The organism is Enterobacter sp. E14S, assembly GCF_055666685.1.
On the sequence record NZ_JBVODQ010000001.1, the window covers coordinates 595933 to 617599 of the forward strand.

Here is a 21667-nt window from a genome sequence, read left to right on the forward strand (position 1 = left end):
GCCGTTGCCTTGCATTACAGCGCCAAACCACTAATCCTTGAGGGGTATTACACCTGCTATGCAGATACTCATCATGAACAAGGAGATACACATGAAGGCTGCTGTTGTCACTCAGGATCATCAGGTCAATATCACCGAAAAAACCTTACGCCCGCTAAAGCACGGAGAAGCCCTGCTGAAGATGGAGTGCTGTGGCGTATGCCATACCGACCTCCACGTAAAGAACGGTGATTTTGGCGATAAAACCGGGGTTATCCTGGGCCACGAAGGGATTGGTATCGTAAAAGAAGTCGGCCCCGGCGTGAAGTCGCTGAAAGTCGGCGACCGCGCAAGCGTGGCCTGGTTTTTTGAAGGCTGTGGCCACTGTGAATACTGTAATACCGGCAACGAAACCCTGTGCCGTGACGTGAAAAACGCCGGTTACTCCGTTGACGGCGGCATGGCGGAAGAGTGCATCGTCACCGCGGATTACGCGGTAAAAGTGCCAGACGGTCTGGATTCGGCGGCGGCCAGCAGCATCACCTGCGCCGGGGTCACCACCTACAAAGCGGTGAAGGTGTCCGAAATCAAACCAGGCCAGTGGATTGCGATTTACGGTCTGGGCGGTCTGGGCAACCTCGCGCTGCAGTACGCCAAAAACGTCTTTAACGCCAAAGTCATCGCCCTTGACGTTAACGACGAACAGCTGAAGCTGGCGGCCAGCATGGGTGCGGATCTCACCATCAACTCCCGCAGCGAAGATGCCGCTAAAATTGTGCAGGAGAAAACCGGCGGCGCGCATGCTGCAGTCGTCACTGCCGTCGCAAAAGCCGCCTTCAACTCGGCGGTAGATGCCGTACGTGCCGGTGGCCGCGTGGTCGCGGTTGGCCTGCCGCCGGAAGCGATGAGCCTGGATATTCCGCGCCTGGTGCTGGACGGTATTCAGGTGGTGGGTTCGCTGGTTGGCACCCGTCAGGATCTGCAGGAAGCGTTCCAGTTCGCCGCTGAAGGCAAGGTCGTGCCGAAAGTCACGATGCGTCCTATCGAGGACATCAACGCCATCTTTAAAGAGATGGAACAGGGCCAGATCCGTGGCCGTATGGTGATTGACCTGCGTTCATAATCACCCACCGTTCAATTACCGCTCCTGACAGGGGCGGTTTTTTTATAGCCATTTTCCGGCAATCCTTATCTTAATTCCTTTGTTCCCTTGTTTTCCCCCGCGCCCGATGATGAATCCGACGCTAACAAGAAGATAACAAAGGAATTCACCATGCAAACCCCATTTCGTCTGCCGCTGCTGACGGCGCTGATTCTGACGACCACCGCAGCGTGGGCAGCAGATGCGCCCGTCAAAGGCGGAACGCTGATTTATCTGGAGCAACAGGCGCATACCAACCTTTACCCGCCTGCCGGCGGCTTCTACCCGAACGGCGGCATTCTGAACCAGATCACCGACAAACTGACGTGGCAGAACCCGAAAACGTTACAGGTGGAGCCCTGGGTAGCCGAAAGCTGGACCACCAACGCCGATAAAACCGAATACACCTTTAAGCTGCGTCCCGGCATCACCTTCTCCGACGGCACGCCGCTGGACGCCAACGCCGTAGCGAAGAACTTTGATACCTACGGCTTAGGCAACAAAGCGCAGCGTCTTCCGGTGTCAGAAGTGATCAATAACTACGATCGCAGCGAAGTCATCGACCCGCTGACCGTGAAGTTCTACTTCAAAAAACCGTCGCCGGGGTTCCTGCAGGGCACCGCCACGATTGGCTCGGGCCTGGTTTCGCTCAGCACGCTGAAGCGCAACTTTGAAGAGCTGGGTGACGCCCGGCATATCATTGGCTCGGGCCCGTTTGTGGTGAAAGACGAGAAGCTGGGTCGCGAAGTGACGCTGGAAGCGCGTAAAGACTACCAGTGGGGGCCGAAAAACCTGGCGCAGCAGGGGCCGGCCAATCTGGACGGCATCAAGTTTATCGTGACCCAGGAAGACAGCGTGCGCGTCGGCGCTCTGCTGGCGGGTCAGGCCGACTTTATTCGCCAGGTACAGGCGTATGACGAAAAGCAGGCGACCGATCGGGGCTATAAAATCTACGCCGCCCCGACCCGCGGGGTGAACGACAGTATTAGCTTCCGCCCGGATAACCCGCTGGTCTCTGATATTCGCGTCCGCCAGGCGCTGCTGCATGCCACCAATGCAAAACAGGTGGTCGAGACGCTCTTCTCGGCCAACTATCCGCAGGCGAAGTCGGTGATTGCCGATTCCGCCGCCGGCTTTGTCGATCTCAGCGACAAATTGACCTTTGACCCGGCTAAAGCCAACCGGCTGCTGGACGAGGCGGGCTGGAAAGCGGGCAGCGACGGGATCCGCGCCAAAGACGGCCAGCGGCTGGCGCTGACGGTGTATGAATCCCTGCCGCAGCCGCAAAATAAAGAGGTGCTGCAGCTGGTTGCCCAGCAGTGGCGCCAGGTGGGCGTGGCGCTGAGCGTCAAAGCCGGTGACGCAGGCAGCCGCACGCTGGATAACCTTGACCCGCTGAAAACCCCGTTAACCGTCTCCGAAGTAGGCCGCGCCGATCCTGACGTGGTGAAAAGCATGTTCTACCCGGCTAACCGCGACGCGCTGCTGCAAAAAGGCGGATCCAGCGACAAGGTCAAAAACTTCCGTGACGACAGGCTGAATGAACTGCTGGTGAACATTTCGGCTGAGGTCGACCCGCAAAAACGCCTGCAGCTGACGGGAGACGCGCAGCGCTACCTTCTGGATAACGCCTACGTCATTCCGATTTTCGAGGAGCCGCAGGTCTTTGCCGGTGCGCCGTGGCTGAAAGGCGTCAATTTTGAAGCGGTAGGCCGCCCGTCGTTCTACGGCGCGTGGATTGAGAAACACTGAGGAGCTGACGATGCGCCACGCACTTCTTCAACGCTTTGGGCACGGGCTGCTGGTACTGTGGGCCGCCTTTACCCTCTCGTTCGTGTTGCTCCAGGTGCTGCCGGGCGACGCGGTGCTGATTAAATTTCAGAACCCGGACCTGGGCTTAAGCCCGGCGCAAATCGAGGAGATGCGCGTGGCCTACGGCGCGGACAGCCCGCTGTGGCAGCAATACGGCCACACGCTGCTGGCGATGCTGCGCGGGGATTTCGGCTATTCGCTACAGGCCGGCGTGCCGGTCAGCGAGCTGATTGCCAGCAATCTGCCGGATACCCTGAGCCTCGCCCTGCCCGCGTTTGTACTCGCGGTCCTGCTGGCCTTTGCGCTGGCCTTTGCATCGCGTCTGCCGGGTCTGCGCTGGTTGAGCAATACCCTTCAGTCTCTGCCGGTCCTGTTTATCTCCTTACCGACGTTCTGGCTGGGGATTGCCCTCATCCAGCTTTTTTCTTTTCAGCTGCGGCTGATCCCGGTGATTAACCCGACGCCGCTGCAGGGGCTGATCCTGCCGATCGTGACCGTTGCGATCCCGATCTCCGCCCCGTTGGCGCAAATTCTGATGCGCAGTCTGGACCAGGTGGCGACGCAGCCGTTTGTCGCCGTCGCCCGTGCCAAAGGGCTGAGTGAAACCGCCGTCCTGTGGCGTCACGTGACCGGCAACGCCCTGCTGCCTGTCCTGAACATTGCCGGGCTGCTGCTGGGCGAGCTGATTGCCGGGGCGCTGATCACCGAAACCGTTTTTGGCCGCAGCGGGCTCGGGCAGCTGACCCAGCAGGCGGTGAATAATCAGGATATCGCCGTGCTTCAGGCGGTGGTCATGATTTCCGCCCTCGGTTTTGTCCTGATCAATCTGCTGGTGGATCTGCTGATGCCGCTGCTGGATCCCCGTCTGCAAACCGTTACCGGAGGTGCTTCATGAGCCTGGTCGATTACGCGGCCGCCGCGCGAAAACGCGTTCCTGCCTGGCAGGGAGTGGAATGGCAGCCGGGACTGTGGCTGGCATGGGGGGTGATTATTCTCGCCGCTTTTGCCGCCGTAGCGCCCGGCCTGTTAACCCACTACAGCCCGATTGAGGGCATCGCCGGGGCACAGCGCCTGGCACCGCAGGCGGGTCACTGGCTTGGAACAGATCAGCTTGGCCGCGATGTTTATACGCGTATCGTTTATGGCGCGTCACACTCCCTGAGCGCGGCGCTGGCTGCCGTCACAATGGGGCTGGTGGTCGGCACAGGTCTGGGGGTCATCGCCGGAGCGTTCGCCGGACGCGTCGAGTCTTTCCTGATGCGATTCGTCGACGTGCTGTTGTCCATTCCGTCTCTGCTGCTCTCGCTGACGGTTATTATTCTGCTCGGGTTTGGCACCGTTAACGCCGCCATTGCCGTCGGCGTGGCCTCCATTGCCAGCTTCGCCCGCCTCGCGCGCGGTGAAGTGGTGCGCATCCGCCATACGGATTACGTCGAAGCGGCGTTTGGCAGCGGCGGGACGTTTTTCGCCGTGCTGTGGCGACACATCCTGCCCAACGCGTTAACCGCCGTCCTCGCCTTTGCCACGCTGCAGTTTGGTCAGGCCATCCTGGCGCTCTCCACGCTGAGCTTTCTCGGCTACGGCACCCCGCCGCCGGTGCCGGAATGGGGCTTACTGATTGCCGAAGGCCGTAACTATCTCTCTACCGCCTGGTGGCTCACCACCTTCCCCGGCGTCGTCGTCATCGCCGTGGTGCTGGCCACCAACCGTATCAGCCAACAGTTCAGCGGAGGTCGCTAATGACCGTTCTCTCAGTGGAAAATTTGACGATTAGCTACCGTACCGCTCGCCAGTGGCGAGAGGTGGTGCATAACGTCAGCTTCACGCTCGGACGAGGGGAAATGCTGGCGTTCGTCGGCGAATCCGGATCCGGCAAGACGACCACGGCGCAGGCGATCATTGGCCTGCTGGCCGATAACGCCCGGCGCGATGCGGGAAAAATCTCGCTCAACGGCGAGGAGATTAGCCGATGGTCCGCGAAGCGTCTCGATACCCTTCGCGGCGCGCGAATTAGCCTGGTACCGCAGGATCCGGGCAATTCGCTCAACCCGGTGAAGACGATCGGTGGTCAGGTCGGGGAAATTATTCAGCTGCACCAGAAGGTAACTCGCGCCCAACGCGACGAGCTGGTGCTTGCCCTGCTGACAAAGGTCGGCCTGAGCCACCCCGAACAGCGCATGAAGCAGTATCCGCACCAGCTCTCCGGCGGAATGAAACAGCGCGTGTTGATTGCCATCGCGATAGCGCTGCGTCCGGACGTCATCATTGCCGATGAGCCCACCAGCGCGCTGGACGTGACGGTGCAAAAACGTATTCTCGATCTGCTGGATATCCTGCGCCAGGAATCGGGTACCGCCGTTCTGTTTGTCACCCACGATCTGGCGCTGGCCGCACAGCGCGCGGACAGGCTGCTGGTGTTTCGCGATGGCGAGGTTCAGGAACAGGGGAACACCGGCGATATCGTCCGCACGCCGCAGCACGCCTATACCCGCCAGCTGTTGAGCGATCTCCAGGGCCAGCGCCTGACCATCGCCCCGGTAGCCGGTCGCCCGCTCGCGTCCCCGGCCATTCGCGCCCACGCCATCAGCAAGCAATTCTCCCTGGGCAAAGGTCATCAGCTTCAGGCGCTGGATCGGGTGACGTTTGACGTCAGGCGCGGCAGCACGCATGCGCTGGTCGGTGAATCCGGCTCCGGGAAAACCACCCTCGCCCGTATTTTGCTGGGTTTTGAACAGGCCGACAGCGGACAGGTCATCATTGATGATATTGATGCCACCGCACTCAGCCGCGAGGCCCGCCGTCAGCTGCGCCAGAAGATCCAGTTTGTCTACCAGAACCCGTTTGCCTCTCTCGATCCGCGTCAGACGCTGTTTGACATCATCGAAGAGCCCCTGAAGAACTTTTCTCGCCTCGGTAAGGCGGAGCGAAAGCTCCGGGTGGAGACCGTGGCGCAGCGGGTTGCCCTGCCCGTCGAACTCCTGACCCGCACCGCCCGGGAGCTTTCGGGCGGACAGCGCCAGCGCGTTGCCATCGCCCGGGCGCTGATCCTGGAGCCGACCATTCTTGTGCTGGACGAAGCCACCTCCGCGCTGGACGTCACCGTGCAGGCGCAGATCCTGGCTCTGCTTCAGCAGCTGCAGCAGCAGCTGGGACTGACCTACCTCTTTATCACGCACGATCTGTCAACCGTCCGCCGGATCGCCCACAGCGTCACGGTGCTGCGCGGCGGGCAGGTGGTCGAACAGGGCGACGTCGGAACCTTATTCGCGTCGCCGCAGAACGACTATACCCGCGAGCTGATTGACGCCATTCCCCATTTTTCACCCGCTACGGAGGAGTTCGCATGACGCGAAAACGCCTGGGATTTTTCACCCGCCTGCTTGACGACGCTGCGCCGAAGGAGCGCTATCGTCTGGCAACTGAACAGATCCGCCACGCCGAACGCCACGGTTTTGACAGCGCCTGGATTGCCCAGCACCACTTCCACGAAAGTGAAGGCGGCCTGCCGTCGCCGCTATTGTTTCTGGCGCACGTAGCCGCGCATACCGAAACCATCCGTCTGGGCACGGCCATCATCACCCTGCCGATGGAAAACCCGCTGCGCGTCGCGGAAGATGCCGCCGTGCTCGATTTACTCGCCGATGGCCGTCTTGAGGTCGGTTTTGGTTCGGGCGGCACACCGACCTCATTTCTGCCGTTCGGCCTGACGTTCGAGGAGCGCGGCGCGGCCTTTGCTGACCATTTGCATGTGATCCAGAGCGCCTGGCGCGGGGATTCGCTTACCCATCCGGATAACCACCTTTACCCGCCTGCGCCACAGCTTGCCGACCGTATCTGGATTGCCACCTTCTCTGTTGACGGAGCCGTTCGCGCCGCCCGGGCCGGACACGGTTTAATGCTCTCCCGCACGCAGCCGCGCCCGGCAGACCGGCTGGATTTAACGCTCGACGAGATCCAGAACCCGATTGTGGATGCCTACCTTGAGGCGCTGCCTGCGGGCATCGCACCGCGCATTCTTGCCTCACGTACCGCGTTCGTCGCCGACAGCGATGACTATGCGCTGAAGGTTGCGACGCCGGGCCTCACGAAACAGGCACAGCAGCATCGCGCTGCCGGACACGCGGTTAAAGGTGACACCGTCACAGATTTTCGTCGCCAGTTCGACGCCCACATCGGTTCGCCCGAGACGGTGCTGCGTTCGCTGCAGGCCGATTCCGTTCTCCGGCGCGCCACGGACATCTCATTCCAGGTCCATTCGGTCGAGCCCATCCATCGCGACACGCTGCGCTCTATCGAACTGATCGCCGAACATATTGCCCCCCACATCCTTTGAGGAGACACCTATGTCATTAAGTCACGACATTCTCGCCGAGCTGGCGGAAATTAAACCCGGTTCCCCTCTGGCAGAGGCGCGCGCCACGCGTGATGCCGCCACGCGCCACGCGCAGGGCAGCTACGAAATTCTCTTTAGCCAGCAGAATGCTGATTTTGCACTCGACGAGCGCTTCGCCGTGGCGGCAAAAGTCGCCAGATGGCACAGCGCGGAGGCGCTGGCCGCGCACTATGCGGGGTTTGGCCTGGCCGATCCCACCTCAGAACGCCTGACGCCGGCGCTGAATTTCGCGCGGCTGCTGACGTTCTCCCCCGTCGAAGCGACGCCCGCAGCGTTAAGGGCGCTGACCCAGGCGGGATGGAGCAAGGAAGGCATTGTTACCCTGGCGCAGCTTATTGCGTTTGTGAGCTTCCAGAGCCGACTCATCACCGGGCTGCGGCTGCTGAATGACAGGCCCGTCGCCAAAAGCGATGCGCCGGTGGCGGCAGGCGTCTGGCACACGACCGCAACAACGGTCACCGGAAAGGCGGCCCCCGTCGCGTTCACCCAGCAGGAGCTGGGATGGGAACCGTGGATAGCGGCCAAACCGCTGGCGGATTTCAGTGACGATGAGGTTGCCATCCTGGCGAAATTTGGCCATACCGATTCCGAGTACTTCCGCCTGCTGGCGCGCAACCTGCCGGTGCTTGAACAGCGCACGTTAACGGATAAAGGCATTTTTTATACATCGGGGGGATTACCGCGCGCCGAGCGCGAGCTGGCCGCAACGGTCGCCAGTAAAATCAACGGCTGCATTTACTGCGCATCTGTCCATGCGCGTAAAGCCAGCCAGCTGTCAAAGGATGACGCGGCGGTAGAGGCCCTGCTGGCCGTGCGGCCGGGGCGGTCCCTGAGCGAGGGGCAATCCGCACGCTGGCAGGCGGAAATCGATTTTGCGGCGGCGCTGTCGGTCACGCCGCCTGCCGCCACGCCGCTGCACCTTGCCGCGCTGGAAAAAGAGGGGCTGGATACCTTAGCGCAGCTCGATCTGGTGCAGTCCGCCGCGTTCTTCGCCTGGGCCAACCGCCTGATGCTAACCCTGGGTGAGCCCTGGCTTGCCTGAAACCTGTCAGGCTAGCGCGCGAGCGTTAGCCTGAGCCCGTCTGGCCCGCAGGTGGCCGTAGATCAGCAGTGCACTCATGGCCGAGAAAGAGAGTATTGCCGCCGGCAGCGTGACGTAACGCCAGCTAAAGCCGAGGACGATCGTCATTCCGCCAAAGTACGCGCCAATCGCACTGCCGAGATTAAACGCCATCTGTCCCCCTGCCGCCCCCAGCATCTCACCGCCCTTCGCATTTTGCAGAAGCAGAATTTGTAGCGGCGCAGAGAGCGCGAACAGCCCGGCACAGCAGATAAAGCCCATGACCAGCGAGGCCGTTTTCAGTTCACCAAAGGCGAAAAGCAGCAGCAGCGAGGCGACAATCACCATGTCGGTGGTAGCCGCAATGCGCAGCGGGCTAAAACGCCCCGAGAGTTTACCGCTCAACAAATTGCCCAACACCATGCCAAGCCCCATCAGCATCATGATGGCCGTCATCATCCCTTCTGAATAACCGGAGACGTTGACCATAAACGGCTTAACGAAGCTGAACCACGCGAACACCCCGGCGTTGCCAAACATGGTGGCGGCAAAGATCAGCCAGGGTTCTGGTTTTTTCAGAAAGTGGAACTGCTCGGTCAATTTGATTTCTGATGTGTCGCGGATGTCCGGCACCCAGAGCAGAACCGAAAGGATCACCAGCGCATCGAACACGGCAATCAGAAAAAAGGTATAACGCCAGCTGAACTGATGACCGAGCCAGGTCCCCAGCGGAACGCCCATCAGGTTGGCCACGGTCATGCCGGCGATCATCCCAGCCACCGCGACCGTCACCTTACCCGGAGGCGCAATTTTAGACAGGATAATCGCCCCGACGCCAAAAATAGCCCCGTGCGGAAAGCCGGAAATCAGCCGCCCCACCGCCAGCCAGAAATAGGACGTGGAAAACGTGAACAGGGCATTGCCGACAGCGGACATCGCCACCAGAAACAGCAGCGTGGTCTTTAACGAAAACTTGCCTGAGAACAGCGCCACAATCGGGGCGCCAATCACCACGCCGAACGCATAAAACGAGATCATATTCCCGGCGGAGGGAATCGAAATACCGGTGTCATGTGCCAGCTCGGTTAACACGCCCATAATGCCAAATTCGGCCATTCCCAGGCCAAATGTGCCAAGCGCCAACGAAAAAATTGTCTTTTTCATACTTCAACCACGGGTTAATCACACGCGACGGACATTATTGAATAATCCTGTATGGTGAGCCAGTTCAAATCCGATGGCTGGCAGGTTAATCCATTAATTCACGAGTTTTCTCCCATTGCTACGCGGCGGGAATGGCAAACAAAAAGCCCCGACTGGTGTCAGGGCTTCAAAGGATTTATGGTTGAGCTTTTACAGTTCGCTTTCTGCCGCCGATTTAACGCGTGTAATAGCGCCAGCATTGAAAATTGGTTGCTCGTGATTGTTCGTTAAGCAAAAAACCTGTCAGCGGTCTTAATGAATGCGTCCCGTAGGACGCACTATAAGGTCACTTACATTGAAAATCCGCATTATGATCAAGGTTATTATTAGCGTGCTTAGTTACCATCAAGCCTCAGCTCACCCATGCAGCAACATGGGTGCAATCAGCAAAGAGGAATGGCTGATAACCTCTTGATAAGGAATTTTTTTTATGCCGCATCATGATGTGAATATTAAGCTAAACACAAGCACTAAAACCTTTGACGACGTTAACGGAGAAATTACTGCAATCAAATTACTTATTGGCTTGATTGCTACAAAACTCACCCAAGATTGCCGCGATAACTTACTTAGCGAGTTAAATTCGTTAGGAAAGCCAGATCTAGCGAAAATGTTGGAGCAGTTTTTTCCCAAGTGAAGCAAAGTAAAGCTTAATTGAAGCAAAGGGACGAGGGGATTCGTAAGAAAAACTCGTCCTTTTACATTTAATACACCGCTATTTTATTACATGAGACATCTCTCTATCTGCTTGTTTAAATTGCTAATGGTGGGCCTTAACTGGATGTGCCGAAAGCACGACCGGGCGCGCTCCGTACACCTGGTACGCGCGCAATAAAAAGCCCCGGCAGCTGCCAGGGCTTGTGAGGTTTATTCTTTACAGGCCGCTTTCAGCAGCAGACTTCACGCGAGTTATTGCACCCGAGTTAAATATTGGATGTTCATAGTTATCGCTTACATCACGAACCCTGTATATCTTCCATTTATCAGCCTCACGCCGAACGAAAACTTCCAGTTCTAACTTCCCGCCGTTTTCCTTACCAATCCAAACTGGCATTACCTCACCACCCAAAAGGGGTTTCGAGGTACCGACAGTGAGCGCCGATATCCACGACGGGTCATAATCCTGCGCGTAAGCGAAGTAATCAGAGCCAAGTAAATCTTGTTCGGGTATCGACTCTATATCGTCCAGTCTCTTGAGCGTGTCTGCAGAGACATATTCGCTCATTTCCGATAGTGGGAATTCTCTGTCACTACTGGTAAGGGTCGGTAGATATGCTGCGTAGAAAGCTCGGACGCGGTCTGAAGCGCTGATATCGGGCTTAACAGTACATGCGGAAAGCAGACACGCAAACAACACCATTGCAGCTCGCATCAATTCTTCCTGTAAATTTTGAAAGACGGTTGAGCCGCGCGATACCCCGGTCCAGGGTACATGCCGTGTTGTCGGAAATCGGAAATCCACTGTGTGCCGTCATACATTGTCATATGTCCGCTTGAGTTTCCGCCCTGATAGGGTTGAATGACAGCAACATCGCCACTTAATAATGTAGAACCCGGCGGAACTTCATGAAATCCCGCTCGCAGTAATGATGGCCCGTAATCTTTTGCGTTTAGCGTTCTCTCCAGCCTGACGCCACCTGCTTTTATTGCTTCCCTGGTAAACGTTGCACATTCGTTATGTGAACGACCGAGAGCGCGTGATCGGAGGTGTGAAACAGCAGCTTCTTTATTCCAACTCATTCTTAGTTCCTTTAAGTAAATAAGAACGAAATTATCACGCTAACCACATTTAGCGTGTGGGATTAAACGTGCTGATTTTTCGCATCCGTGACGTTCTAAAAGGGGAACGGGTGCTAAGCACCTTCGTTAATACCTAAGTAACTGCTTGAAAAAGTGTTGCTAAATTAATTACCTAAAAACAATACGTATAATATCAGGTGGATTACACTTCATAGTGCGGCCTCGCTTTTTTCCGCGCCGGACAATCTGAGGATGACCATCATGGGAAGCAAAAAGAAAACCAGTGTCGCTGTTGATGTCGTAAAGAATGCTCCGTTAAAGACCAAAGAGTATGAACAAGAGCTACGTCGCCTCCACGTTGAACTGGTTAAGCTCCAGCAGTGGGTCGTCGCCAAAGGGCTAAAAGTGTGTATTGTTTTTGAAGGACGCGACGGAGCGGGTAAAGGCGGCACCATTAAAGCGATCACCGAGCGCGTCAGCCCTCGCGTGTTTCGCGTTGTTGCCCTCCCTGCACCCACCGAGAAAGAGAAAACCCAGCTCTATTTTCAGCGTTATGTTCCCCATCTGCCTGCCGCCGGGGAGATCGTCATTTTCGACCGAAGCTGGTACAACCGCGCGGGTGTCGAGCGGGTAATGGGATTCTGCACCCCCGAGCAGGTTGAGAAGTTTCTTGATGGTGCGCCGGTGATGGAAAAAGCGATGGTGGATGCCGGGATTATCCTGCTGAAGTACTGGCTGGAGGTCACGCCTAAAGAGCAGGAGCGCCGCCTGCGCGACCGTATTAACGATGGGCGTAAGATCTGGAAGCTGTCGCCGATGGATATTAAATCCTTTAACCTGTGGGACGAGTATACCCTCGCGCGCGACGCCATGTTTGAAGCGACAGATACCGCCTGGGCGCCGTGGTTTGTAGCGCGTTCAGAAGATAAAAAACGCGTGCGCCTGAATATTATTTCGCACCTGCTCACCCAAATTCCCTATAAAGAAATTCACGTCGAAAAAGTGGATTTACCGAAACGTAAAATCGGCAAAGTCAAACCCACAAAATATCCGTTCCGGTATGTGGAGGAGCGGTTCTGAAATTACTGGAATACGCCTCGCAGAATGTAGATTACCAGGGGATACGGTATTGTTTTTTGTTGGCTGCGGTTGATAATGACCGCACCAACAAAGGAGATACTATGACATACCCAGCAGAGCACACCCCCTCCCAACGCACCAAATCGACAAAACCGTCGAGCAACACCGCACCAGACTCCGCTGACCCGCGTCAGCCATCAGAAGCGGATCGTTCATTTATTCGCTCAATGAATGAGTTTGTCGAAAAACATGGAACCATTACTGATGATGAGTTTTTCAGGGTGCTTTAATGCTGAGACAATTTAATGTTTTCCGAAATACATCTGCGCCCACCCGGGATAAGCTTCCCTATTATATGCTTATTCAGGATGATTGTTATGATGATCTTGCCACGCGCGTCATTGTGCCGCTCGCGAGAAATAATAAATCACCGTTATGGCAGAGCCATCTGGCTCCAGGCGTAAATATCGATTTTGAAACATTTCTGATTCATTCGCCAATGATAACCAACCTTAACAATAACAAAATAAATCCTAAAGACTTTGTTTGTAATTTACGCAACGCACGTCATGACGTTATAGCGGCAGTTGATCGTTTATTGACTAACACATGACGCCAGCCGGTCAGGCATTTGCCCTGTCTGCACAAGCGCAGCGCCGCCGGGCAAAGCCGACGGCGCAGGTCTTACTTCATTCCTTGCGTGCTTTCCCGTTTCGCTTCCAGTCGTTCCACATCACGATACCAGCGCGGGTGGTGTTTCTGCGCCCAGCGGCGGCTCACCTTCCCTTCAATCATCCCTTTAATCGATCCCTTTACCCAGAACGCCATATACATATGGATCAGGATGGCGTGGATGAGAATGATGGCCGAGGTGGCGTGGAGCAGCAGCGCGTAGCGAATCACCTGAATCGGGAAATAGTGCGCAAAATACGGACGCCAGATAATCACGCCGGTCACCAGCAGCACAAAAATCATGCTCATGATGGTCCAGAACATCATCTTCTGCCCGGCGTTGTATTTCCCCACCTTCGCGACCTTATGTTCGTTGCCCTTCAGGACTTCGACGATCCCTTTCACCCACGGGATATCCTGCTTGTCCGGGATGTTGTGATGGACAAAGCGCACGAACATAAACATCAGCACCACGAAAATCAGCACGCCGAAGAACGGATGCAAAATGCGCCCCATCTGCGGCGTGCCGAAGGTTTCGGTCAGCCACTGCAGCGTCGGGAAGAAGAACGAAATCCCCGATACCGCCACCAGGAAGAAGCAGATCACCACCGTCCAGTGACAGGCGCGGTCAACAAACTTCGTGCGCACGATCGTTTTCGACTTACTCATGATGCTCCTCCTCGTCCTCATCCACCTCTTTGTTTGGCCCGATACCGATGTAGTGATAAATCAGCCCGGCAAAGGTGGCGATAAAGCCCGCCGCCGAGAGCGGCTTAAGCGCCCCTTTCCAGAGGTTGATGGAGGTATCGATCGCCGGATCCTTCGGCAGGTTGTGGTACAGCTCCGGCTGGTCGTTATGGTGCAGCACATACATCACGTGCGTACCGCCCACGCCCTGCGGGTTATAAATGCCCGCATTCTCGTAGCCGCGCGCTTTCAGCTTATCCACGCGCTGTTGCGCCACGTCCAGCATCTCTTTTTTGGTGCCGAAGTGGATCGCCCCTGTCGGACAGGTTTTCACGCACGCAGGCTCCTGCCCGACGCTGACGCGGTCCACGCACAGGGTGCATTTGTATACCCGGTTATCCTCTTTATTGAGGCGCGGGATATTAAACGGACAGCCCGCGATGCAGTACCCGCAGCCGATGCAGTTGTCCTGCTGGAAGTCGACGATACCGTTGGCGTACTGGATAATTGCGCCGGCAGACGGGCACGCCTTCAGGCAGCCCGGATCTTCACAGTGCATACAGCCGTCTTTACGGATGAGCCATTCCAGCCTGCCGTTCTGGTCGGTTTCGCTAAAGCGCATTACCGTCCAGGATTTGGCGCTCAGATCCGCCGGATTGTCGTAGACCCCCACGCAGTGCCCCACCTCGTCGCGGATATCGTTCCACTCCGAGCAGGCCACCTGGCAGGCCTTACAGCCCACGCAGGAGGAGACGTCGATAAGCTTGGCGACCTCTGCCTTGTAGTCCCGCGCGCGGGGCGCGGGGGTAATCGGGTTTGTCGCGGAGCGTTTGATAACGTCTTGTGTTTCCATCGCCATTGAATCGCTCCTTACGCTTTCTCGATGTTGACCAGAAACGCCTTGTACTCCGGCGTTTGCGAGTTGGAATCGCCGACGTTTGGCGTCAGGGTGTTGGCGATGTAGCCTTTCTGCGCCACGCCCTCAAAGCCCCAGTGCAGCGGGATCCCGACGGTTTCTACCTGCTGTCCGTGCACGTTCAGGCTTTGGAGACGACGGGTCACCACCGCCACCGCGCGAATAAAGCCGCGCTTGCTGCTCACCTTCACGCGGTCGCCGTTGGCGATGCCTTTCGCCTTCGCCAGCGTCTCGCTGATCTCCACAAACTGTTCCGGCTGCGCGATGGCGTTAAGCCGCGCGTGCTTGGTCCAGGTGTGGAAATGCTCGGTCAGGCGATAGGTCGTCCCTACGTACGGGAACTTGTCCTTTTTACCTAAGCGCAGGACGTCGTCTTCGTAGATACGCACCACCGGGCTGGAGACCACGTTCGGATGCAGCGGGTTGGTGCCCAGCGGCGTTTCCATCGGCTCGTAGTGTTCCGGGAACGGCCCTTCCGCCAGCTTGTTGAGGGCAAACAGGCGTCCCAGCCCTTCCGGCTGCATGATGAATGGCCCGGTGTTGCTGCCCGGCGCGGCGGTGTTGTAGTCCGGGATATCGTTCCCCGCCCACTTCGCCCCGTTCCACTGGATCAGCATGCGTTTCGGATCCCACGGCTTGCCGTTTACGTCCGCAGACGCGCGGTTGTACAGCACGCGACGGTTCAGCGGCCACGCCCATGCCCAGCCCAGCGTATTGCCAAGGCCCGACGGGTCGGCGTTATCGCGGTTGGCCATCTGGTTGCCCTGCTCCGTCCAGCTGCCGGTGTAGATCCAGCAGGACGATGCCGTCGTGCCGTCATCGCGCAGCAGCGCGAAGCTGTTCAGCAGCTGGCCTTTCTTCGCCACCAGGTTGCCGCTGGCGTCATAGAGATCCGCCAGCGCCACGCCGTTGTTCTCTTTGGCGACTTCCTCTGACTCAGGATGGTCAGGCTGCTTGTAGCTCCAGCCCATCTTCAGCAGCGGCTCAGCGCCCTTGCCGCCTTCGGTGCGGTACATTTCGCGCAGGCGATGGTAAATCCCGGCCAGGATCTCGCCGTCGTTACGCGCTTCGCCCGGCGCATCCTGGCCTTTCCAGTGCCACTGCAGCCAGCGGCCGGAGTTGGCAATCGAACCGTCCTCTTCCGCAAAGCAGGTGGACGGCAGGCGGAACACTTCGGTCTGAATCGACGCCGGATCGACATCGTTCGATTCCCCGTGGTTCTGCCAGAAGGTGGACGTTTCGGTCACCAGCGGATCGATAACCACCATGTACTTCAGCTTGCTCAGGCTGCGAACGACTTTATTTTTGTCCGGGAAAGAGGCCACCGGGTTAAAGCCCTGGCAGATATACCCCGTGACGTCGCCCTTATCCATCATGTTGAAATACTTGATGACGTCGTACGCCTGGTCCCACTTCGGCAACCACTCAAAGCCCCAGTCGTTCTCCTTCTGCGCCGCGTCGCCGTAGAAGGATTTCATCAGGCTGACGTAGAACTTCGGATAGTTGCTCCAGTAGTTCACCTGGTCCGGCAGCGTCGCTTTCGGCGTATTGGCCTCAAGATACGTTTGCAGATCCGCCTGCTTTTCCGACGGCAGCGTCAGGTAGCCCGGCAGGCTGGTGGAGAGCAGACCGAGATCGGTTAAGCCCTGAATGTTAGAGTGCCCGCGCAGCGCGTTTACGCCGCCCCCCGCCATGCCCATGTTGCCGAGCAGCAGCTGGATCATCGCCATGGTGCGGATGTTCTGCGCGCCGACGGTGTGCTGCGTCCAGCCCAGCGCGTACAGGAACGTCGTGGTTCTGTCGGCGGCGCTGGTGGAGGCCAGCACTTCACACACCTTCAGGAAGTCCGCTTTCGGCGTGCCGCAGATGTTTTCCACCACCTCCGGCGTATAGCGAGAAACGTGCTGCTTCAGCAGGTTCCACACGCAGCGCGGGTGCGTCAGGGTTTCATCACGCAGCGCATAGCCGTTTTCATCGAACTGATAGTTCCAGGACGTTTTATCGTACTGGCGTTTTTCGGCGTCATAGCCGCTAAACAGCCCGTCATCGAAGGCAAAATCATCCCGCACCAGCAGGTTCGCGTTGGTGTAGTGCTTAACGTATTCCGCGTTAATTTTGTTGTTTTCGATCAGGTACAGCAGCACGCCGGACAGGAACGTAATGTCCGTACCGGAGCGGATCGGCGCATAGATATCGGCCACCGATGCCGTACGCGTAAAGCGCGGATCAACGACGATAAGCGTCGCATCGTTGTTATCTTTCGCTTCCATCGCCCAGCGGAACCCCACCGGATGGGCTTCCGCGGCGTTACCGCCCATCACCACCACGACGTTAGCGTTTTTGATATCAACCCAGTGGTTGGTCATCGCACCGCGACCAAATGTTGGAGCAAGACTTGCTACCGTTGGTCCGTGTCAGACGCGCGCCTGGTTGTCTACCGCCAGCATGCCGAGAGAGCGCACAAATTTTTGCGTCAGCATGCCGGTTTCATTACTCGCCGCAGACGCGCACAGCATCCCGGTGGAAAGCCAGCGGTTAACCGTTACGCCCTGGGCGTTCTTTTCAATAAAGTTGGCGTCGCGGTCGGCTTTCATTAATTTGGCAATACGGGAGAAGGCCTCATCCCAGGAGATACGCTGCCACTTGTCGGAACCCGGCGCGCGGTATTCCGGGTAGCGCAGGCGGTTTTCGCTGTGAACGTAGTCCAGCAGCCCCGCCCCTTTCGGGCAAAGCGCCCCGCGGCTCACCGGATGATCCGGATCCCCTTCAATATGGTAAATCGCTTCTCTGGCGTTCTTCGCGCCATCGCCCAGGCTATACATCAAAAGCCCACAACCTACGGAGCAGTATGTGCAGGTGTTACGGATCTCTTTTGCGCGCAGCAGCTTATAGTTGCGTGCCTGAGCCAGCGCCATTTTGGGAGCAAATCCCAGCATGGCTGCCGTTGTTCCGGCCATACCGCCCGCGCAGATTTTAAAAAATTGTCTGCGGCTGACGTCCATTGTTGTCCTCGTTTTCATATAAGACTTCGCGCCGCAAACTAACAGCAAAGCCCCTGTTTTTTTTGCGTCAAATCAAGGTCATCTCCCTTCACCCCCTTAATAGTCACCCCCGGAACCTTTAAATACTCCTTTTTGATTAACGGTTTAAGAGAATAATTGGCGACAGCGTCAGGTTGAATGCGATACATTTTTCCTCTGATTTTTATTGCAATGGCTACGTAATGGACAGAAAGAGAGCAACGCTTATTGGGCTGGCGGCAATACTGTTGTGGAGCACCATGGTCGGCCTTATTCGCAGCGTGAGTGAGGGGCTGGGCCCGGTAGGCGGTGCGGCGATGATTTACACCCTCAGCGGATTACTGTGTCTGGTGACGGTAGGATTTCCCGATATCAGGCGGTTTTCACCCCGCTATCTTATTGCCGGCAGCGTTTTATTTGTCAGCTACGAAATATGCCTGGCGCTGTCGCTGGGCTATGCCGCAACGCGATCGCAGGCTATTGAAGTGGGCATGGTCAATTACCTTTGGCCGAGCCTGACCATTGTGTTTGCCATCTTGTTCAACGGGCAGAAATCGACCCTGTGGGTGATCCCCGGCTTAGCCGTCTCATTGCTGGGCGTATGCTGGGTATTGGGCGGTGAACAGGGTTTACATCTCGATGAAATAACCCGCAATATCGTTTCCAGCCCGCTGAGCTACGCGCTGGCGTTTGCCGGGGCATTTATCTGGGCCGCCTACTGCACGGTCACCAGCAAATTTGCGAAAGGACAAAACGGCATTACCCTGTTTGTTTTGCTGACCGCGCTGAGCCTGTGGGTGAAATATTTCCTGAGCGATCAGCCCGAGATGGTGTTCACGATTCCGGTGGTAGTGAAACTCGTCATGTGCGGTATTGCGCTTGGGTTTGGTTACGCCGCATGGAATATTGGCATCCTTCACGGTAACGTCACGGTACTCGCTGCCGTATCCTATTTTACCCCTGTCCTCTCCGCCGCGCTTGCCGCCGCAGTGCTGAGTTCGCCCCTCTCATTCTCGTTCTGGCAAGGCGCGCTGATGGTCTGCGCCGGGTCGTTGCTCTGCTGGTACGCAACAAGAAAATAATGCTTCTCTAACGGCCGGGCGAATTTCAGTCCGGCAACATAATTAACATAAATTTAAAGTGTGATCGCTCCTCAGAATATTTATCATAATTATCGCATTTCCGTTTAAATTCGGTTTATATTTGCCGCCTTCTGTAAACGGCAGAAAAGATAATTGACAAAAACTGACAACACTATGGAATTAATTAACTGCGAATATTAACGTCATGGATAGCATTAAGTGCAATAATTCATTTCTGACGTGTTCATGGCAATATTCGCAATATACGTCGTGATCTACCCCTAACCTACTGTTATTAAGTCAAAACAGTAATAACAACCCCCTCAAAGCATCGATAATACCGAAATCTAACGTAATAGACTAAAACACGCAGAAATTATAGCGATAGCAATAGTCCCGCAGAACACATAATTATTAATCGTATGAAACTCGATCGCATTGTTTGAATAATCGCCTTTTTGCACGATCGAGATCACACTAATTGAAATTATCTCTAATATTTTGAAACTTATTATTGAAATAAGACTACGAGATTTTTAAAAATAGCATGCCATTGACGAGCAGCCTCGTTTAGAAATCGTTCACAGTGGTTCAGGAAATACTCAAAAAAATTATAAGGAACATTTAAGATGAAACTTAAATTAGTTGCAGTGGCAGTCACTTCCATGCTGGCAGCAGGCGTTGTTAACGCTGCCGAAATTTACAACAAAGACGGTAACAAGCTGGATCTGTACGGTAAAGTAACAGGTCTGCACTATTTCTCTGATGACGCTGGCGCAGATGGCGATAAAACCTACATGCGTATCGGCTTCAAGGGCGAAACCCAGGTTAACGACCAGCTGTCCGGCTACGGCCAGTGGGAATACCAGATTCAGGGTAATAAAGACGAAGGCGACAACCAGTCCTGGACCCGTGTGGCGTTTGCAGGTCTGAAGTTTGCTGAAGCAGGCTCCTTTGATTACGGTCGTAACTACGGCGTAATTTACGACGTGACCTCCTGGACCGACGTTCTGCCAGAATTCGGCGGCGACACATACGGTGCCGACAACTTCCTGCAGTCTCGTGCAAACGGCGTTGCGACCTACCGTAACCAGGACTTCTTTGGTCTGGTTGACGGCCTGAACTTTGCTCTGCAGTACCAGGGTAAAAACGGCAGCGTAAGCGGTGAAAACACCAGCGGTCGCAGCCTTCTGAACCAGAACGGCGACGGTTACGGCGCGTCCCTGACTTACGATCTGGGTGAAGGCTTCAGCGTGGGTGGCGCAATGTCCTCTTCACGTCGTACCGCTGACCAGAATGCGGCTGGCGTATACGGTGAAGGCGACCGCGCTGAAGTGTACAGCGGTGGCGTGAAATACGACGCGAACAACATTTACCTTGCTGCACAGTACTCTCAGACCTATAACGCAACCCGCTTCGGTACCTCTAACGGTAATCGCAGCGACATCTACGGTTTTGCAAACAAGGCGCAAAACTTCGAAGTTGTGGCTCAGTATCAGTTCGACTTTGGCCTGCGCCCATCCATCGCTTACCTGCAGTCCAAAGGTAAAGACATCGAAAACTTCGGTGACCAGGATCTGGTTAAATACATCGATGTTGGCACGACCTACTATTTTAACAAAAACATGTCCACCTACGTGGATTACAAAATCAACCTGCTCGACGACAACCAGTTCACTCGCCAGGCAGGCATCGGTACCGACAACATCGTTGCGCTGGGTCTGACCTACCAGTTCTAAATCTTGTCTGTACAAAAGCCAGCTGAATAAGCTGGCTTTTTTTTATCCGTCACTTTTACCCGGCTGACGGCTCCCCGCTCGCCGCCCGACGCAGCCAGTTTTGCAGCAACTTACCGTCCTCGGTCATCTCCGAATCCGAACGCACGCAGAGGTGATAGTCGCGCCCGTCATCGATGGGTAAGTCAAATATCTTCACCAGCTCGCCGCTCTCAAGATAAGGCGCGATCAGCGGCTCGCGCATCAGCGCACAGCCCAGCCCGGCCTGCACGCCCGCCAGCGTTAACAGCCCGTCTTCAAACAGGGGGCCGCTGCGCCGCAGAGCTCGTTTTACCCCCTGCAGCAGAAACCACTGCGGCCACGTGGTGCGCTCTTCATCATGCAGCAGCGGCATTTGCAGCAGTTGCTCAGGCGTGTCGATATGGCCATGAATGCGCAAAAACGCGCGGCTGCACACCGGCACCATCTGTCCGGAAATCAGCTTTTCGCTCTGATAGCCCGCCCACTGGCCGTTACCAAAACGAATCGACATATCCGACGCATCGCTCAGATAGTTACGGTGGTTGGCATACACTACGTTGATCTCGGTCTGCGGATTAGCACGCATAAAATCAGGCAGACGCGGGATAAACCACCCCATGCCGAAAAGCGGGATCAGGCTGATGGTGACCTGACGCGTTTGCGCCTGCCCGGCCAGATGCTCCGTTGCCTGGCGCAGCACGTTAAACGCCGCACGGATCGAGCGGTAATATTCCCGTCCGTGCTGGCTCAGCACCAGCCTGCGCCCCTGTCGCTCCGTCAGCGGCATTTGCAGATACCCTTCGAGCACCTTGAGCTGATGACTGACTGCCGACGGGGAGATATCCAGCTCCTGCGCGGCCAGCGTGACGCTGCCCAGCCGGGCGATGGCCTCAAAGGCACGGACTGCCCGAAGCGGCGGATCGTTTGCCAGGCGACTGTCTGCATACGCGGACAAACCCGCCGACTGTTCTGTTTTATTCATATGTTGATTTCTTTAGGCTTTTTAACCGGAAGCGAGATTACATTATCTTTATACAAATCATGAAGATAAAGCAATAGCGGTTTATCATAAGAAATAATATATGTGTATTTTACAATTTAATTCATTTATCGGATGGTAGCCGC

The 21667-nt window shown here is 56.3% G+C and carries 20 protein-coding genes; 13 read left to right on the forward strand and 7 right to left on the reverse strand.

Annotated features, from left to right (window positions below; all coding sequences use genetic code 11):
- Nucleotides 1-91: 91 nt before the first annotated feature.
- The 7 genes from adhP to ACZ6J2_RS02860 all read left to right on the forward strand — a co-directional run bounded on the left by adhP (nt 92) and on the right by ACZ6J2_RS02860 (nt 8367).
- Complete coding sequence (gene adhP, locus ACZ6J2_RS02830; RefSeq protein ID WP_471724730.1) at nt 92-1102, forward strand: alcohol dehydrogenase AdhP; 1011 nt, start codon at nt 92-94, stop codon at nt 1100-1102.
- Between the two features lie 150 nt (nt 1103-1252).
- The gene (locus ACZ6J2_RS02835; protein ID WP_471724731.1) at nt 1253-2872 is read left to right on the forward strand and encodes a TIGR04028 family ABC transporter substrate-binding protein; all 1620 of its coding nucleotides are present in this window, start codon (nt 1253-1255) and stop codon (nt 2870-2872) included.
- 10 nt (nt 2873-2882) lie between these two features.
- Nucleotides 2883-3827 carry an ABC transporter permease gene (locus ACZ6J2_RS02840; RefSeq protein WP_024909556.1) on the forward strand — a complete coding sequence of 315 codons (945 nt, stop codon included), beginning with the start codon at nt 2883-2885 and terminating at the stop codon, nt 3825-3827.
- Nucleotides 3824-4672, forward strand: a complete 849-nt coding sequence (locus ACZ6J2_RS02845; RefSeq protein ID WP_471724732.1) for an ABC transporter permease — start codon at nt 3824-3826, stop codon at nt 4670-4672. The genes ACZ6J2_RS02840 and ACZ6J2_RS02845 overlap by 4 nt, the downstream gene beginning before the upstream one ends.
- Complete coding sequence (locus ACZ6J2_RS02850; protein WP_471724733.1) at nt 4672-6279, forward strand: dipeptide ABC transporter ATP-binding protein; 1608 nt, start codon at nt 4672-4674, stop codon at nt 6277-6279. The genes ACZ6J2_RS02845 and ACZ6J2_RS02850 overlap by 1 nt, the downstream gene beginning before the upstream one ends.
- Nucleotides 6276-7265, forward strand: coding sequence for a putative FMN-dependent luciferase-like monooxygenase (locus tag ACZ6J2_RS02855; protein ID WP_471724734.1), 990 nt, complete (start codon nt 6276-6278; stop codon nt 7263-7265). Before ACZ6J2_RS02850 ends, ACZ6J2_RS02855 begins: the two co-directional genes overlap by 4 nt.
- Nucleotides 7266-7275: 10 nt before the next feature.
- On the forward strand, nt 7276-8367 hold the full coding sequence (locus tag ACZ6J2_RS02860) for an alkylhydroperoxidase domain protein (protein WP_471724735.1): 1092 nt from the start codon (nt 7276-7278) through the stop codon (nt 8365-8367).
- A gap of 6 nt (nt 8368-8373) precedes the next feature.
- On the opposite strand, the gene araJ is transcribed toward ACZ6J2_RS02860, so the two are convergent.
- The gene (gene araJ / locus ACZ6J2_RS02865) at nt 8374-9549 is read right to left on the reverse strand and encodes an MFS transporter AraJ (protein ID WP_087822639.1); all 1176 of its coding nucleotides are present in this window, start codon (nt 9547-9549) and stop codon (nt 8374-8376) included.
- Between the two features lie 469 nt (nt 9550-10018).
- Between araJ and ACZ6J2_RS02870 the strand changes: the two genes are divergently transcribed.
- Complete coding sequence (locus ACZ6J2_RS02870) at nt 10019-10225, forward strand: hypothetical protein (protein ID WP_048981268.1); 207 nt, start codon at nt 10019-10021, stop codon at nt 10223-10225.
- A gap of 237 nt (nt 10226-10462) precedes the next feature.
- Here the strand turns inward: ACZ6J2_RS02870 and ACZ6J2_RS02875 are convergent, their stop codons facing one another.
- Nucleotides 10463-10960 (reverse strand): YqhG/Tai3 family protein, encoded by a 498-nt coding sequence (locus ACZ6J2_RS02875; RefSeq protein WP_058840966.1) that lies wholly within the window; start codon nt 10958-10960, stop codon nt 10463-10465.
- Nucleotides 10960-11328: a hypothetical protein gene (locus ACZ6J2_RS02880; RefSeq protein WP_072210780.1), complete on the reverse strand. Its 369-nt coding sequence runs from the start codon at nt 11326-11328 to the stop codon at nt 10960-10962. Before ACZ6J2_RS02880 ends, ACZ6J2_RS02875 begins: the two co-directional genes overlap by 1 nt.
- Before the next feature lie 261 nt (nt 11329-11589).
- Here ACZ6J2_RS02880 and ppk2 point away from each other — a divergent pair, with 261 nt between their 5' ends.
- The 3 genes from ppk2 to ACZ6J2_RS02895 all read left to right on the forward strand — a co-directional run bounded on the left by ppk2 (nt 11590) and on the right by ACZ6J2_RS02895 (nt 13021).
- On the forward strand, nt 11590-12408 hold the full coding sequence (ppk2, locus tag ACZ6J2_RS02885; protein WP_033145639.1) for a polyphosphate kinase 2: 819 nt from the start codon (nt 11590-11592) through the stop codon (nt 12406-12408).
- A 101-nt stretch (nt 12409-12509) separates the two neighbouring features.
- Complete coding sequence (locus tag ACZ6J2_RS02890) at nt 12510-12698, forward strand: hypothetical protein (RefSeq protein WP_471724736.1); 189 nt, start codon at nt 12510-12512, stop codon at nt 12696-12698.
- Nucleotides 12698-13021, forward strand: coding sequence for a CcdB family protein (locus ACZ6J2_RS02895; RefSeq protein WP_471724737.1), 324 nt, complete (start codon nt 12698-12700; stop codon nt 13019-13021). Before ACZ6J2_RS02890 ends, ACZ6J2_RS02895 begins: the two co-directional genes overlap by 1 nt.
- 71 nt (nt 13022-13092) lie before the next feature.
- On the opposite strand, the gene fdnI is transcribed toward ACZ6J2_RS02895, so the two are convergent.
- The 3 genes from fdnI to fdnG are packed head-to-tail and all read right to left on the reverse strand — an operon-like array spanning nt 13093 to nt 17685.
- On the reverse strand, nt 13093-13749 hold the full coding sequence (gene fdnI / locus ACZ6J2_RS02900) for a formate dehydrogenase-N subunit gamma (RefSeq protein WP_471724738.1): 657 nt from the start codon (nt 13747-13749) through the stop codon (nt 13093-13095).
- Nucleotides 13742-14626: a formate dehydrogenase subunit beta gene (fdxH, locus tag ACZ6J2_RS02905; RefSeq protein WP_045888248.1), complete on the reverse strand. Its 885-nt coding sequence runs from the start codon at nt 14624-14626 to the stop codon at nt 13742-13744. The genes fdnI and fdxH overlap by 8 nt, the downstream gene beginning before the upstream one ends.
- Nucleotides 14627-14637: 11 nt before the next feature.
- On the reverse strand, nt 14638-17685 hold the full coding sequence (fdnG, locus tag ACZ6J2_RS02910; protein WP_471725060.1) for a formate dehydrogenase-N subunit alpha: 3048 nt from the start codon (nt 17683-17685) through the stop codon (nt 14638-14640).
- 221 nt (nt 17686-17906) lie between these two features.
- Between fdnG and yddG the strand changes: the two genes are divergently transcribed.
- Nucleotides 17907-18785, forward strand: coding sequence for an aromatic amino acid DMT transporter YddG (yddG, locus tag ACZ6J2_RS02915; protein ID WP_181595055.1), 879 nt, complete (start codon nt 17907-17909; stop codon nt 18783-18785).
- A 629-nt stretch (nt 18786-19414) separates the two neighbouring features.
- On the forward strand, nt 19415-20524 hold the full coding sequence (locus tag ACZ6J2_RS02920) for a porin OmpC (protein WP_033145646.1): 1110 nt from the start codon (nt 19415-19417) through the stop codon (nt 20522-20524).
- Nucleotides 20525-20579: 55 nt separating this feature from the next.
- Here ACZ6J2_RS02920 and ACZ6J2_RS02925 read toward each other — a convergent pair whose 3' ends face one another.
- A complete protein-coding gene (locus ACZ6J2_RS02925; RefSeq protein WP_471724740.1) occupies nt 20580-21524 on the reverse strand; it encodes a LysR substrate-binding domain-containing protein in 945 nt (314 codons plus the stop codon).
- Nucleotides 21525-21667: the final 143 nt, after the last annotated feature.